We start from the raw sequence: 14,529 nt of genomic DNA on the forward strand, positions 1-14,529 counted from the left end.
CAGGGATTGTCGACCAGCCGCTATCGCAGACATTTATAACAGGTAACTGTTAGCGCTTCTTAAAAGGCCAGAACAAACCTATTAATAGCATCAGACTTAAAGAGGCAGGCTCACTGATCGGTATTGATCTAACCAGTGCAATTCCTACATCCGATGCCTGATAATCTCTGGTGTAGTCCTGTATATCGCCTTCAATAGCAACAACCGGCTCATAGTCGGTATACGCTCCCCAGACCGACCGGTAATACCCATCGCTATCTTCGTCATGGCCGAACAGAGCGGTGGTCCATGAAAAGCCGTCATTAAAGGTCAGGCCAAAGATCTGGCCAAAATGTCGGTAGTAATCTGTATCTGCGACGCTGACAAATACGCCTAGACGGGTATTTTCATCCAGAGTTGGTAGCCAGTTATACATGGGGAAAAATACCTGCATAATATTGACCACTTGCGAATTGCCAGCCAAGTGCCAGCCATCGGCTGAGTATGTGGCAAGGGCCTGGTCAATGGACATTCCAGCGGTGACGTCCCAATGCAACCACTGCAAACCATCCCCTGTGGTTATGCTGGTGGTGGAATCGTAACTGTAACCATAGTGGCTGATAATAGCGGCAGACGCCGGGTTGCCAATACAGAACAAGACCAGCAGTAAGGTTTTAAATGACATTCCTATTCTCCTTTTTCCAATAACTGCTTTGGTCAAAGCCTAGTTAATATAAATAAGAAGGCAAAAAAAAGCCCACCTAAAAGGTGGGCAAAAGCAACAAGTGTTGAAGGAAAAGGAAAACCCTTCCAGGGAACATGTCAACAGGAGATGTGACACTGCATCTGGCTCTCAAAGATGAAACATCGTGCGCTAGCTCAGAATACGAAGCGTATTTTACGGCTTTTCAGTATGTGCACAATTGAGTTTTTCTGTGATTTGGCATTATTAAAACTAATGTGTAAATCTATTGTGTAAAATTGTTATTGTCATTTTTCTGAAATAAACGCCATGAACCCCTTTAAAAATAAGGGTTTGGGTTTTTGCTTGTTTTGTAATCTATTAAAAATACTATCGGCTTGGTCGTGTCTTATCGATTTATGCGGTATTAGTGGGTAGATATGCAAATGCCGCGAATAATGGTGGCTTTTATATTTTTTCATTCTGCTAATCGAGCTGGAGCATGCGCAACATAAGGAACAGGAATAAAACTTGATTGGTATGTTTTTTCATCTGTTGCGACAATCTACCTGTTACAGAAGATAACCAGGCTTGGTATGCTAGACGGCTAATGTTAGCGTTTGGAATATTTTATCCGTGACCATCCATCTGCATGAAATTCGTGTGTATTATGAGGACACCGATGCGGGAGGCATCGTTTACTATGCCAACTATCTAAAATTTTTGGAGCGTGCCAGAACCGAATGGTTACGCGCCTTAGGTATAGAACAAGATCTGTTATTGGAACAATCCATAGGTTTTGTCGTCAAACGGGTGGAATTGGATTATAAGGCGGCCGCCCGCTTTAATCAGTTACTCAGGGTGGAGTCCCGTTTGAGTAACGTTAAACGTGCCAGCCTGCAATTCGAACAAAATATTGTAGATCAGAACAATAAGGTTTTAGTGTGCGCTTCGGTTAAGGTGGCTTGTGTCAATTTACTTGATATGAAACCCCTTGCCATACCGACATTTATTTTAGGGGAACTGTCCAGTGTCAGGTGAAATGTCTGTTTTAGGCTTGTTTTTGCAGGCCAGTTTGTTGGTTAAACTGGTGATGTTGTTGTTGCTTGCCACGTCTGTGGTGTCATGGGCTTTTATCTTTCAGCGCAGTAAAGCGCTGAAAAGTGCGCAAACGGAAATGCGCAAGTTTGAAGATAAATTCTGGTCCGGTGGCGATTTGAACCGGTTATTTCAGGAAATTTCTGCACGAAGCCAGGTCAGCGGCATGGCCAGCTTATTTGTTGCCGGCTTCAAAGAGTTTGCCCGCCTGCGTAAAAGTGCGGCAGCATCGCCTCAGGCGGTCATGGATGGCACCTACCGAGCTATGCGGGTTGCCCTATCCAGAGAAGTCGATGCATTGGAAAGTCACCTGCCGTTTTTAGCTACAGCAGGCTCCATCAGCCCTTACATCGGCCTGTTTGGTACGGTATGGGGTATCATGACCGCGTTTATTGCACTGGGAGAAGTACAGCAAGCCACCTTGGCCATGGTCGCACCGGGTATTGCAGAAGCCCTGATTGCTACTGCTATGGGCTTGTTTGCGGCGATTCCGGCGGTAATAGCCTACAACAGGTTCAGCCACCAGGTGGAGAAGTTGGAAAACAGCTATGCCAATTTTATGGAAGAGTTTTCCAGTATTTTGCACCGTCAGTCTCATGCCAGTGAAAGCGCAGCTTAGGAGCGAATATGTACGAGAGAAAGCGTCGCCGCCCGGTCTCGGAAATTAACGTCGTTCCTTATATAGACGTGATGCTGGTTTTGCTGATCATTTTTATGGTCACTGCACCGCTGGTGACACAAGGTGTCAAGGTGGAACTGCCAAAAGCCTCTGCAGAAGCTTTGTCAGACGATTCCAAGCCGCCAATTATTGCGTCGGTCAATATGGACGGCGAGTATTTCCTGAATGTCGGTGATAAGCCAGAAAGCCCATTGGCGGCGGATGAACTTGCCGCTTTGGTGGCCGCCCAATTAGAGTTGCAACCCGAAGCCCCTGTGGTCGTGAAAGGAGATGGTCGGGTGGCTTATGAGCAGGTTGTTCAGTTAATGGTGTTGTTACAACGCGCTGGGGTGCCGTCTGTGGGTTTGATGACGGATTCCACGGAGCAGTAGATGGACAAGTTGAAGGTTTCCCTGGGGAAATCCGCCGCCCTGCATGTGGTGTTGTTATTGTTGTTGTTCGTCAGTGTTGACTTTCACACACCGACTCTCACGCCTGATTTGCCTCAAGTGCAGATAGTGCAGGCCGTCGCTATTGATAAAGCGGCGATAGAGGCACAGGCTAAGCGCATTCAGGATAAAAAAGATGCGCAAAGACGGGCCGAGCAGCAGCGCCTGGCGGAGATTGAGCGCAAGGCCAGGGAAGCCGAGAGAAAGCGTCAGGAACAGGTACAGCGTGCCCGTGAGGCGGAACTGGAAAAACAGCGTAGGGCTGATGACAAGCGTAAGGCCGAGGCTGCGGCAGCAGAGGCAAAGCGAAAAGCTGAGGAAAAACGCAAGGCCGAACAGGCTGAAGCCGAGCGTAAACGCAAAGAGCTGGAGCGCCAAAAAGCAGAGCAAGCCGCCAGGGAAAAGCGTGAGCGCGAGAAAAAGGCTGAGGATGAACGTAAGAAACGCGAAGCACAGGAACAGGCCGAAATGGAGCGGCAAATGCAGGAACAACTGCAGGCTGAGCGTGCTGCCCAGCAACGTCGTCGTAATCAGCAAGTGCTGACCGAGCTGCAAAAATATACTGCGCTGATCAAGCAAACCATCCAACGTAATTTGATTGTCGATCAATCTTACAAAGGAAAATCATGCCGTCTGAATATTCGTCTGGCGTCCAATGGTCTGGTTACTCAGGTGCGCATTCTCAGCGGTGACGCCATATTATGTCGCGCTGCCGAAACCGCCATATATAAGGCAGAAACATTACCCGTTTCACCCGAACCAGATGTATTTGAAAAACTTAGAGATATTAACTTAACCGTAGAGCCGAATTTGTGATGAAAAAACTCTTTATAGCCCTGCTGGCATATACCTGCTGCGTGCTTAACGCTCATGCCACATTAGAAATTGTGATTACCGAAGGTATCGACACTGCCCGCCCTGTGGCAATTGTGCCATTCCAATGGCGCGGTGCGGGGCAAATGCCGATGAATCTGACCGAAGTGATTGCTGCTGATCTGGCCAGAAGTGGTAAGTTTAATCCGATTAAAACCGCTGATATGCCGCAGATGCCAAGTCAGGATAGTGAGATGGATTACGCTGCCTGGGCCGCAAAAGGCATAGAAGCCGTGCTGGTGGGCAAAGTGGAAGAGCAGGGCATTGACCGTTATCTGGTGTCTTTCGAGCTGATTGACGTATTGCGAGGTCAGATTACCGGCGGTCAGGCGCAGGTACTAAGCAATGGCAAACTGGTTAATAGTAAAGATCATGTACTCGCTAATCGTCAGCATGCCATTGATGGCAACAGTTTTCGCCAGCATGCCCACCGCATTTCCGACATAGTGTATGAGAAGCTTACCGGTGAACGAGGGGCTTTTCTTACCCGCATTGCCTACGTGATTGTGCGTGACCGTAGTCAGGAAGAATTCCCTTATCAACTGGTGGTCGCAGATTATGATGGTTTCAACGAAACGGTACTGTTGCGTTCCAAAGAACCTTTGATGTCGCCGGTCTGGTCTCCTGATGGCACTAAACTGGCGTATGTGAGCTTCGAAAACCGTCGCTCGCAGCTGTATATCCAGGATATTTATACCATGAGCCGCACACGCATAACTGATTTCCCAGGTATTAACGGTGCGCCGCAGTTCTCGCCGGATGGCAAGCAAATGGCCATGGTGCTGTCCAAAGACGGCAATCCGGATATTTATATTATGGATCTGGCCAGCCGCCAGCTCCGCCGCCTTACTGACAGCAGAAATATCGACACTGAACCGAGTTGGACGCCAGACGGGCAAAACATTATCTTTACTTCAGAACGGGGTGGTAAACCTCAGTTATATAGCGTAAATTTAGGCTCGGGCAAGGTTCGCCGCTTGACTTTTGAGGGAGAAATGAACCTGGGGGCCACTGTCACGCCCGACGGTAAAGAAGTGGTGATGGTGAACCGTACAAACGGTAACTATCACATTGCAAGATTGAATCTGGCGTCTGGTTTGATGCAGGTGTTGACTAAAACCTATCTGGATGAGTCACCCAGTATTGCGCCAAACGGCAGTATGATAATATACAGCACCCTGCATAACAGAAGGCAGGTGCTATCGCTGGTATCGTTGGACGGGCGCTTTAAAGCGAGGTTGCCTGCGGCTAATGGACAGGTTAAATCACCAAGCTGGTCGCCGTTTTTAATGTAATTTGTTAAAACCTTTGAAAACAATAAGGATCACGAGAATGCAACTAAACAAAGTATTCAAGGGCGTCATCATTGCTCTGCCGGTAATCACTCTGATGGCTTGCTCTTCCAGCAGTCAGGTTGATGATCAGGCATCTACTAATCAAACTCAAACTAGTACAGAGCAAGATACGTCTTCCACTGTTCAAACTGGTACTATGGAGCGCGTTAAATCTCCTCAGGAACTGATGCGTGAAGAGCTGGATGCCCTGCAGAATGAGCAAGTGGTGTATTTTGATTTTGACCGCTCCACTATCAGCTCTTCTTATTACGGTATTCTGGACAAGCACGCTGCTTTCCTGGTGAAAAATCCTGGTCAGCGCGTCACAGTGGAAGGCCACTGTGATAGCCGTGGTACGCCAGAATACAACATTGCTTTGGGCGAGCGTCGTGCTAAATCTGTGGCTACTTACCTGCAAAACGCTGGCGTAAGCAGCTCGCAAATCTCTGTGGTTTCTTACGGTGAAGAAAAGCCTGCCGATGCCAGCCTGACCGAAGCGGCATTTGCCAAAAACCGTCGTGGCGTGTTGGTTTATCGATAAGCCTTGCTGATGATCAAGCCTAGCGTTGCTTTAATTGGCACTTTGATGGGGGCTGCGGTTGTAGCAGCTCCTGCTCCTGTGACTGATGTAACATCCGGCAGCCTGGAAAGCAGGATGGCGGCATTAGAGCGTATGGTGGATGCCAGAACCAATGCTCAGCATTCAGTGCAGGCGCAACTGGATCAGGTGCAAAACGAGGTGAACGAACTGCGCGGTATGGTGGAATTACATAGCCACAAGCTGGAGCAGATTCTTGAGCGTCAACGCGAGCTTTATCTCGAAATCGACAAACGTATCGATGCGGTGATGAATCGTCCTGCATCCCCAGGTGCAGATTTGTCGGGTATGACACCGGATACACCAGCAGCCGGTTCTGCCAGTGAACAGGAGGCCTATGACCGGGCGGTAAATCTGATTCTACGTGATAAGCGTTATGATCAGGCTATCCCTGAGTTCGAGGCGTTTCTGAAGGCTTATCCAAACTCAAGTTTTGCCGCCAATGCCAGATACTGGCTGGGGCAGTTGCTGTTTAACAAGCAAGACTGGAGTGGAGCCGCCTCACATTTCGACAAGGTGATCAGTGAGTTTCCTGATTCCAATAAACGAGCGGATTCCTTGCTTAAACTGGGTATGATTGCGCAAAACCAGGCGAACCTGGCACGCGCTCAGCAACTTTACGAGCAAGTTATTCGTGAATATCCTGATTCGTCTGCCAGGAAGCTGGCAGAGCCCAGACTCAGGACGTTAAAGGCTAACTAACAGCCAGTTGCAAATCTCGTTAAACGCCGCTCAGCTTGCTGTGCGGCGTTTTTTTGTGCCAGAAAAATTTGTCGAACCGGCTGGTTCTCACCCCACACGACCCATATAGGTTGTATTGAGTAGAGTTGAAGGTTTTGTTTTTCTGGATGTTTTGGTGATTGTGGTGGGCTGGATTACAAAATACATCCTGTATTTTGCCCTGCGGGCCATCGCAGACGGCGCGATGTTCAAATTTTTTCCAGAAAAATTTGTCGAACCGGCTGGTTCTCACCCCACACGACCCATATAGGTTGTATTAAGTAGAGTGGAAGGTTTTGTTTTTCTGGATGTTTTAGTGATTGTGGTGGGCTGGATTACAAAATACATCCTGTATTTTGCCCTGCGGGCCATCGCTGACGGGGCGATGTTCAAATTTTTTCCAGAAAAATTTGTCGAACCAAGCTGGTTCTCACCCCACACGACCCATATAGGTTGTATTAAGCAAAATGGAAGGCTTTGTTTCTCTGGATGTTTTAGTGATTGTGGTGGGTCGTGCTGGATTCGAACCAGCGACCAATTGATTAAAAGTCAACTGCTCTACCAACTGAGCTAACGACCCACAATCTTATGGAAGGTAGCAGATTTTCTCTTGGGCTGAATGCCTGGAGAAAGTGGTGGGTCGTGCTGGATTCGAACCAGCGACCAATTGATTAAAAGTCAACTGCTCTACCGACTGAGCTAACGACCCACTTGTTTTCGTTGTCTGCTGCAACGGGCGCATATAATACTTATTTCCGAACCTGGCGCAACCCAATTCTCCAAGAAAGTGACATTTTTCTTACTGAGTGCTGTATTTATAGGCTGTTTGCATAAAAATAGCACCATAAGGTCTGAAAATACTGGTTAATTCCACTGTTCTGGGCCTGGTTTTGGGAGATAAAAGTGCCGGCCAGCCGCAAGTATAATTCCTTACCAGTACTTCTCCACGGTAATATGACCAGGCTGACGTTTTAAGTGTTTATGCAAGCCTTTTTCCAGCAGCAACTGTTGGGTTTCACTTACCATATCCGGGTTACCACAAAGTACTAAGTGGCTATTGTCGGTATTAATGGGTAAACCGGCTGCTTGCTCCAATTGCCCCGTTGCAATCAGTTCAGTAATACGCTGATTAAATGCACCTGGTATGGCTTCACGGGTCACGCTAATCATCAAGCGCAATGATGGATTTTGGCTGGCAAGGGTATTCAGTTCATCTATATAGGCAAGGTCATGTGCGTAACGTACACCATATACCAGCACCGCATTTTCACATTGCGACCAAAGCTGCCCGGCACGCAGCATCGATACAAAGGGACCGACAGCGGTGCCGGTAGCCAGCATCCACAGATCGCGACATTTGGGTATCTCTGCCAGAGTCATAAATCCACTGGCTCTGGCACTGACTTCCAGCTTGTCACCGGCTGACAATGCTGCCAAAGCTGGTGACAGCTGCCCCTGTTCCACGGCTACGACCAGGATCTCAAGTGTGGCGCTGCCGGGGGCATTTACCAGGGAGTAGGCGCGGCCAATGCGCTTCCCAGCTATTGGCAGTGCAACCTTAATAAACTGTCCGGGTAAGAATGGCGCAATGTCTGCCTGAATAAACAGGGAGAATAGCTTATCATTCCAATCCCGTCGTTCTATGACTTTGCCTTCAACCCACATTATGCCTCCTATTGCATGACCTACCTCAAATGAGGGGAGTACCCAGCTACCATATCAATTTTCAGGCAAAGCTAGTATAATTCGGTCCCTTTTTAGCAAGACCGATGCCGTACCATGATCCAGACTCAAACCATTGATACTCTCGATTATCCGTTTCCACCCAAGCCCAGGGTGTTAAGCGAAGCGGAGCAGTGTGACTATCGTGAACGTATCAAGCGTTTGCTGAAAGAAAAAAATGCTGTACTGGTGGCACATTATTACACCGACCCGGTCATTCAGGCCCTCGCCGAGGAAACCAACGGCTGTGTGTCTGACTCATTGGAAATGGCCAGATTTGGCCGTGATGCCAAGGAACAAACTCTGATTGTAGCTGGCGTGAAGTTTATGGGCGAAACGGCCAAAATCCTCAGTCCGGAAAAGACCGTTCTGATGCCAACGCTGGAAGCCACCTGCTCCTTGGACTTAGGTTGCCCCATAGACCGTTTCAGTGCCTTTTGCGATGAACATCCTGAACACACTGTGGTGGTGTACGCCAATACCTCTGCGGCAGTAAAAGCCCGGGCAGACTGGGTGGTAACCTCCAGCATCGCGCTGGAAATCGTAGAACATCTGGACAGTCAGGGTAAAAAAATACTGTGGGGACCAGATCGTCATCTGGGCGCTTATATTGAGAAGCAAACCGGTGCTGAGATGTTGATGTGGCAGGGCGCCTGTATTGTTCATGATGAATTCAAGGCCAGGGCATTGCAAGCCCTCAAACAGCAGTATCCTGACGCAGCGATACTGGTGCACCCTGAATCACCAGCCAATATTGTTGCCATGGCTGACGCGGTGGGTTCGACTTCACAATTGATCAAAGCTGCGCAAACCTTACCCAATAAACGCCTGATTGTGGCTACCGATAAGGGTATTTTCTACAAGATGCAGCAGGCTGCACCGGGTAAGATCTTCCTGGAGGCGCCTACTGGCGGTAACGGAGCAACCTGCAGAAGTTGTGCCCATTGTCCCTGGATGGCCATGAACGGTCTGCAAGCTATTGAGCAGGCACTTACAGATAGCAATGGGCATGAAATTTTTGTTGATGAGGGCACCAGAGTCAAAGCGATGCTGCCATTGAACCGAATGCTGGACTTTGCCGCTGCACATAAAATGAAGGTAAAAGGCAACGCCTGATGTTGACCGGTTGATAGAAATAAAAACCCCCATCTCTGTATGGGGGGGTTTATTATGTGCTGCAAAAAACATTTACATTGAGAACGGAATACATTGGAGATTAGGGCCAGGCCACTACTGCCTAAGTGTCGTCGCCGATTGTCCGGGCAATATGCCTGTACGGCGGCTTTTTATGCAGCATTGGCCTGACAGACAAAAGTAAAGCACAGCAAATTTAAAATGCCAGGAGCTTTTCGGTATTTATGCAAAACGTTTTAGGCAGTTACCTGATAACGGGCCAGAAACATGCTCACTGTTTCTTCGATGATATGTTGCTGCTGCCTCGCATCAGGCTCATCAAAACCATAGAGTCTGGGATAGAACAGGAAGGATTTCAGCTGCATCACAAACTGTTTGGCTGCCAGCTCAACGTCATCAATTTTCAGTGCATTGGCCTGTACGGCCTGTTGCAGGAAGGTTTCAAGAAAACTCATACAGCCCACTTTACTGCCACTGAAGCGCTTCGCCAGCTCGGGCTGTTTCAGCATATGCAGGAAGGCCACCCTGGCGGTGCGCAGGAAAGTATCTGAAATCAATAGCTGCGCTTCCTGCTGAGCAATATGCAGCAGTTGTGGCTGAATCGCCTGATTCGCATCAAACTGTACCGCAGCGGTGCTACCCAGTTGCTCTCGCATTCTATCCAGGATGGCCTGAAACAACGCATCTTTGGTGTCGAAATGATTATACACTGTGCGCTTGGACACATTCGCCAGTTGCGCTACCTGATCCATGCTGGTTTGCTCCAGTCCTTGCTGATAAAACAACTGTTCAGCCGCTTGTAGAATATCCAGTCGCTTTTGATCCGATAGTTTCATACATCACCTTGTTCAATTACCCCGCAGTTTACCTCCTAATAAAAAAACTTGCACTTAGTAGTTTACTTTTCTTTTGTGTTGTCTAAACTACACCGTGTAGTTTACATTTGGTGGCGAATGAAAAACCGTTATTGGCTGGCAGGCATTGTCCTGGTTTTGTTCCTGGGGGGAGCGGCATTGAATAATCAACTCAGCGCGATGGGCACACAGCACAGCATCACGAAGGCTAACTTTAGCCAAGGCAAATTCCACAATGATGATGCCGTGCCTGGCACAGGTTTAGCGAAGACGCTGGAGATTATGTGGCGTTTCTTTACCGAGAAAAAGGTGCATACCATGCCAGATACTGTTTTACCGGTGAAGTCACTTAGTCGTGAGCAGTTATTGCAACTGTCTGATACCGAGTTACATCTGATTAAGTTGGGGCATTCTTCAGTGTTGCTGAAGGTGTATGGTGAATTCTGGTTGCTTGACCCGGTTTTTGCACAGCGTGCTTCACCTTTTACATTTGTCGGGCCAAAGCGATTTCATCAGGCCCCGATAAGTATCCAAGACTTGCCTGACATCCATAAGGTGTTGATCTCCCATAATCACTATGACCATCTGGATAAAAAGGCCATACAGCAGCTAAATCATAAAACTCAACAATTCCTGGTGCCTCTGGGGGTGGAAGGGGACTTACGGAAGTGGGGGATTGATGCGGACAAGATCTTAAGCTTCGACTGGTGGCAAGAACTGCACACCGACAAGGCAATGCTGGCGTTTACCCCCACCCGGCATTTTTCAGGACGCGGACTCAGTGATGCGAATAACAGTTTGTGGGGCTCCTGGGTGATTAAAAGCCAATACGACAGCCTGTTTTTCAGTGGGGATTCAGGGTACTTCCAGGGTTTTAAACAAATCGGCCAGAAGTATGGTCCATTTGATGTCACCCTGATTGAAACCGGTGCCTATGATAGTGATTGGCCCGATGTACATATGACCCCTGAGCAAAGCCTGCAGGCTCATATAGATTTGCAGGGCAGGGTGATGATACCTATTCACAATGGCACATTTGATTTGGCGTTCCATGCCTGGTACGAACCACTGGAACGCATCAGTCAATTGGCCAGTGCAGAAGGGATCCCACTGTCTACGCCAATACCCGGCGAGGTATTAAGTCTGCTTGGCGCCATGCAGGTACAACGTTGGTGGCAGCCGTTAATGCCACAAAGTCCGTTAGCGCCACAATTTTAAGTCAAGGATACCTATATGACCAATATCAACGCCAAGGATAGCTTGCTGACGCATATCAATGTGTTCAGGGTCGCTGTGCAGCATCAACGCCATTTGGTGGATATACTGGCGCACTGCACCGAATATTCTGTCAGAAGCATACCGGGTTTCGTCTCGGCCAGCTTGCATCAAAGTCTGGATGGAACCAGCGTCACGCTCTACTCCAAATGGCATAAAGAGCAACTTAGGCAGACAAGCGAGTCTGAATTATTGGCCTGTTTTGCGGCGGCGTTGGATATTGCCACCTTGGAAACCACAGTGTCTGAATCGGTTAAACACTTTGAGCCGCTGTGGCCAGGATTACAGGTGTTGTCAGATCCCCTCCGCCAGTTATCCGGACGGCGGCTAAACTAGTGTGGTTTGCCCCAGTTCGGGGTGATAACCACTCCTTTGCGGGGCTGTACTTGTTATCCAGTGCTGACCCATTAATCGTCACGGGTCAGCACTTCCAGTAACTCAATTTCAAAGATCAGATTACTGTTTGCTGGGATCATATCGCCAACCTGACGTTCTCCATAAGCCAGCGATGCCGGTACCCAGAGTTTGCGTTTACCCCCTACTTGCATGCCTTGCAGACCCAGAAACCAGCCCTGGATCACCTTGGTAGACGATAGAACGGTCTGGAAAGGTTTGCCGCGATGGTAAGATGCGTCAAACTCGCTGCCGTCCTCCAGCCAGCCCCGGTAATGGGCGGTGATCAGTGCCCCTTTAACGGCAGCTTTACCTGTACCTGTTATCAGGTCTTCAATTTTAATTGCATCAGTCATCTGTGTTGTCCTGCGCGAAATAGCCCAGTGTTGCAGAAAACAGCCCAACTTGCAGCTACTGAGACAGGCTCTGATCATTCCTTGTATCGCTTTAAGCGATATGCCGGTTGTATGAATGTAAAAACAATGTAAATATTAATTAAGTAAAATGTTTTTACTTAATTAATCGGAGACAGCAAATGCAATATAAAAACTGGTTAATCAGTGTTTTAGTTATGAGTAGTAGTGGGACCCTGGCAATACATCCGCAACCTGATCCTGATAATCCCGGTGGCTATTTGCTGGATAGAGGAGAAGTGCAGGCTACAGAGGCGGCGCTTACTGCCAACCCCATGTATGCACTCTGGGCTGACGCCCTGCAAACCCGGTCAAATGTGCTAGTAGAGGCGATTGTGCCCGATGCCAGCAGCAATCCGGACAACGTAAAGCGGGCCGAGCGCGTGTTTCCCCAGGCCCAGTGGGAATATCTGACGCAAATGGCGGCGCCGGAATACACTTATACCCGTTTCTTACGTGCCATTGGCAAATTTCCGGCCTTTTGCGGCGACTATACCGATGGCCGCGATGCCGATGCGATTTGTAAACGTTCTATTATTACCGCCTTTGCGCACTTTGCGCAGGAAACCGGTGGCCATATTGCTAAAACCAATATTTGGGATAATCCGCTTGGTCTGGAGGAGTGGCAGCAGGCCCTGGTGCATGTGCGGGAAATGGGCTGGTCAGAAGGGCAGGCAGGTTACACCACAGGCTGTGGCCAGAACGACTGGCAGAATCTACGCTGGCCTTGTTCTCCGGGAAAAGGCTACTTTGGGCGCGGCGCAAAACAACTGTCCTATCACTTTAACTATGGGGCCTTTTCCGAAGTGATGTACGACGGTGATGCGACCGTGTTGCTGAATAATCCTGGTCTGGTGGCTGATTCATGGTTGAATCTGGCATCCGCCATCTGGTTTTTCCTTACCCCGCAAGCCCCTAAACCTGCCATGTTGCATGTGATTGATCGCACCTGGATACCCTCTCAGCGGGAAGTGGATGCGGGGATTGGTTATGGCTTTGGCACCACCATTAATATCATCAATGGCGGCGTTGAGTGTGGTCAGCAAAATCGCTACAAAGGTCAACCGGTAAACCGTATTCGCTACTGGCAAGGCTTAGCGGATTACTATCAAATTCCTATTCAAGCCGATGAATTGAATACCTGTTATCAGCAGACGCCTTATGGCAGTTTGAATTTAAGCGGTGCCACCGATGTGCTGTATACCAACTGGGACGGAAACTGGGAGCACTTTGCCGACAGGCCGGGGGGATATTCCTTTGAATGTCAGTTGGTGGGCTATCAGACCGCTTATTCTGCACTGGTACCTGGTGACTATGAGAAATGCGTGAGTAATTTCTATCAGTCTCACGCCAACTGGCCTGCGGTCAGGGTCGTGGATAACCTTGATATTCCACCGACTGATCCACCGGGCAACGGCACGCCTGCCTGGGAAGCAGGGAAGGTGTATAACAATGGTGATCAGGTCAGTTATCAGGGCGCCAACTATCAAGCCAAGTGGTGGACACAAGGCGATACACCCGGACAGGGCAATGTCTGGGAGTTGTTGCCATAATCGCTAGCGTCGGCGCTTTACCTGGCGGTCATTGTTGTTCGAAAGACCGCCAATGGATTCCCTGCCCGCTAACCCGGCAAGACTATGCGCAGGGCACAAGAGGCCCCGCAGCCCTTGCCAATTCATAGGTAAATTCGTTAGGCTGCAAAAAACTCAGGGATTGACCATGCAGCCTCATTCTTATCTGCTTCGGCCTTCTAAACAGCAAATCCGCGAGCTGCCAGCATTTGTTGGCTTGCAGCCAGAAAATATCCATATGCTGACCTGCGCCAATGAAGTGGCGGATGCCTGCCACGTGCTAAGCCAGGCTGATGTGCTGGGCTTTGACACAGAGAGCAAACCGAGTTTTGTCGCCAATCAGTCAACTGGCGGGCCGCATTTGCTGCAACTGGCCACTGATAGTCAGGCGTTTTTATTCAGTGCATCCTTGCTTGAAGGCAACCCGCACCTGGCGGACATTATTCAGGCCGACACTATTCTCAAAGTAGGCTTTGGTCTTCGATCAGATAAAGGGCCACTGCAACATAAACTGGGGGTGACGCTTAAACCCTGTGTGGATTTGGCCAAGCTGGTAAAATCTCTGGGTTATAAAGATCAGGTCGGTGTGCAGGCGGCAGTGGCTGTTGTACTTAAGCAATATCTGCCTAAGTCTAAACATTTGTCCACCTCAAACTGGGCAAAAATACCGTTATCCGCTACACAACTGGCCTATGCAGCCAATGATGCATACGCTAGTTTATGTGTTTATCGGCAACTGCTGGTCACCGCCCCGCAGCTTTTTAGCAACTGAGCAA

Annotated in this window: 17 protein-coding genes and 2 tRNA genes; 13 read left to right on the forward strand and 6 right to left on the reverse strand. The window is 48.9% G+C overall.

The window, feature by feature from the left end:
- Positions 1 to 49 precede the first annotated feature (49 nt).
- Complete coding sequence (locus tag CSR04_RS09825) at positions 50 to 664, reverse strand: hypothetical protein (protein WP_102796113.1); 615 nt, start codon at positions 662 to 664, stop codon at positions 50 to 52.
- 639 nt (positions 665 to 1,303) lie between these two features.
- On the opposite strand from CSR04_RS09825, the gene ybgC reads away from it, so the two are divergent.
- The 8 genes from ybgC to CSR04_RS24925 all read left to right on the forward strand — a co-directional run bounded on the left by ybgC (position 1,304) and on the right by CSR04_RS24925 (position 6,662).
- On the forward strand, positions 1,304 to 1,702 hold the full coding sequence (ybgC, locus tag CSR04_RS09830; RefSeq protein WP_102796286.1) for a tol-pal system-associated acyl-CoA thioesterase: 399 nt from the start codon (positions 1,304 to 1,306) through the stop codon (positions 1,700 to 1,702).
- Positions 1,692 to 2,378 carry a protein TolQ gene (gene tolQ, locus CSR04_RS09835; protein ID WP_102796114.1) on the forward strand — a complete coding sequence of 229 codons (687 nt, stop codon included), beginning with the start codon at positions 1,692 to 1,694 and terminating at the stop codon, positions 2,376 to 2,378. The genes ybgC and tolQ overlap by 11 nt, the downstream gene beginning before the upstream one ends.
- 8 nt (positions 2,379 to 2,386) lie before the next feature.
- On the forward strand, positions 2,387 to 2,809 hold the full coding sequence (gene tolR / locus CSR04_RS09840) for a protein TolR (protein WP_102796115.1): 423 nt from the start codon (positions 2,387 to 2,389) through the stop codon (positions 2,807 to 2,809).
- Complete coding sequence (gene tolA, locus CSR04_RS09845; RefSeq protein WP_102796116.1) at positions 2,810 to 3,682, forward strand: cell envelope integrity protein TolA; 873 nt, start codon at positions 2,810 to 2,812, stop codon at positions 3,680 to 3,682. It begins immediately after the preceding gene.
- Entirely contained in the window at positions 3,682 to 5,034 is a 1,353-nt protein-coding gene (gene tolB, locus CSR04_RS09850; protein WP_102796117.1) for a Tol-Pal system beta propeller repeat protein TolB, read from the forward strand. Before tolA ends, tolB begins: the two co-directional genes overlap by 1 nt.
- 37 nt (positions 5,035 to 5,071) lie before the next feature.
- Complete coding sequence (pal, locus tag CSR04_RS09855) at positions 5,072 to 5,614, forward strand: peptidoglycan-associated lipoprotein Pal (RefSeq protein WP_102796118.1); 543 nt, start codon at positions 5,072 to 5,074, stop codon at positions 5,612 to 5,614.
- Between the two features lie 9 nt (positions 5,615 to 5,623).
- Positions 5,624 to 6,373: a tol-pal system protein YbgF gene (gene ybgF, locus CSR04_RS09860; RefSeq protein WP_102796119.1), complete on the forward strand. Its 750-nt coding sequence runs from the start codon at positions 5,624 to 5,626 to the stop codon at positions 6,371 to 6,373.
- Between the two features lie 115 nt (positions 6,374 to 6,488).
- Positions 6,489 to 6,662: a hypothetical protein gene (locus tag CSR04_RS24925; protein WP_172449306.1), complete on the forward strand. Its 174-nt coding sequence runs from the start codon at positions 6,489 to 6,491 to the stop codon at positions 6,660 to 6,662.
- Between the two features lie 233 nt (positions 6,663 to 6,895).
- Here the strand turns inward: CSR04_RS24925 and CSR04_RS09865 are convergent.
- The 3 genes from CSR04_RS09865 to CSR04_RS09875 form a co-directional block, all read right to left on the reverse strand.
- Positions 6,896 to 6,971 (reverse strand) — tRNA-Lys (locus CSR04_RS09865).
- Between the two features lie 53 nt (positions 6,972 to 7,024).
- Positions 7,025 to 7,100: transfer RNA gene (locus tag CSR04_RS09870), tRNA-Lys, on the reverse strand.
- 221 nt (positions 7,101 to 7,321) lie between these two features.
- Positions 7,322 to 8,056 (reverse strand): ferredoxin--NADP reductase, encoded by a 735-nt coding sequence (locus tag CSR04_RS09875; RefSeq protein ID WP_102796120.1) that lies wholly within the window; start codon positions 8,054 to 8,056, stop codon positions 7,322 to 7,324.
- 114 nt (positions 8,057 to 8,170) lie between these two features.
- Here CSR04_RS09875 and nadA point away from each other — a divergent pair, with 114 nt between their 5' ends.
- A complete protein-coding gene (gene nadA, locus CSR04_RS09880; RefSeq protein WP_102796121.1) occupies positions 8,171 to 9,229 on the forward strand; it encodes a quinolinate synthase NadA in 1,059 nt (352 codons plus the stop codon).
- A gap of 254 nt (positions 9,230 to 9,483) precedes the next feature.
- On the opposite strand, the gene CSR04_RS09885 is transcribed toward nadA, so the two are convergent.
- On the reverse strand, positions 9,484 to 10,083 hold the full coding sequence (locus CSR04_RS09885) for a TetR/AcrR family transcriptional regulator (protein WP_102796122.1): 600 nt from the start codon (positions 10,081 to 10,083) through the stop codon (positions 9,484 to 9,486).
- A gap of 117 nt (positions 10,084 to 10,200) precedes the next feature.
- Here CSR04_RS09885 and CSR04_RS09890 point away from each other — a divergent pair, with 117 nt between their 5' ends.
- Positions 10,201 to 11,319, forward strand: a complete 1,119-nt coding sequence (locus CSR04_RS09890; protein ID WP_102796123.1) for an MBL fold metallo-hydrolase — start codon at positions 10,201 to 10,203, stop codon at positions 11,317 to 11,319.
- A gap of 15 nt (positions 11,320 to 11,334) precedes the next feature.
- Positions 11,335 to 11,712, forward strand: coding sequence for an antibiotic biosynthesis monooxygenase (locus CSR04_RS09895; protein WP_102796124.1), 378 nt, complete (start codon positions 11,335 to 11,337; stop codon positions 11,710 to 11,712).
- 71 nt (positions 11,713 to 11,783) lie between these two features.
- On the opposite strand, the gene CSR04_RS09900 is transcribed toward CSR04_RS09895, so the two are convergent.
- Positions 11,784 to 12,125 (reverse strand): FKBP-type peptidyl-prolyl cis-trans isomerase, encoded by a 342-nt coding sequence (locus tag CSR04_RS09900; RefSeq protein WP_102796125.1) that lies wholly within the window; start codon positions 12,123 to 12,125, stop codon positions 11,784 to 11,786.
- A gap of 179 nt (positions 12,126 to 12,304) precedes the next feature.
- Here CSR04_RS09900 and CSR04_RS09905 point away from each other — a divergent pair, with 179 nt between their 5' ends.
- Positions 12,305 to 13,735, forward strand: a complete 1,431-nt coding sequence (locus CSR04_RS09905; RefSeq protein ID WP_102796126.1) for a chitinase — start codon at positions 12,305 to 12,307, stop codon at positions 13,733 to 13,735.
- Between the two features lie 166 nt (positions 13,736 to 13,901).
- A complete protein-coding gene (locus CSR04_RS09910; protein ID WP_172449307.1) occupies positions 13,902 to 14,525 on the forward strand; it encodes a 3'-5' exonuclease in 624 nt (207 codons plus the stop codon).
- Positions 14,526 to 14,529: the final 4 nt, after the last annotated feature.

The organism is Bowmanella denitrificans (assembly GCF_002887595.1).
Taxonomy (GTDB): domain Bacteria; phylum Pseudomonadota; class Gammaproteobacteria; order Enterobacterales; family Alteromonadaceae; genus Bowmanella; species Bowmanella denitrificans.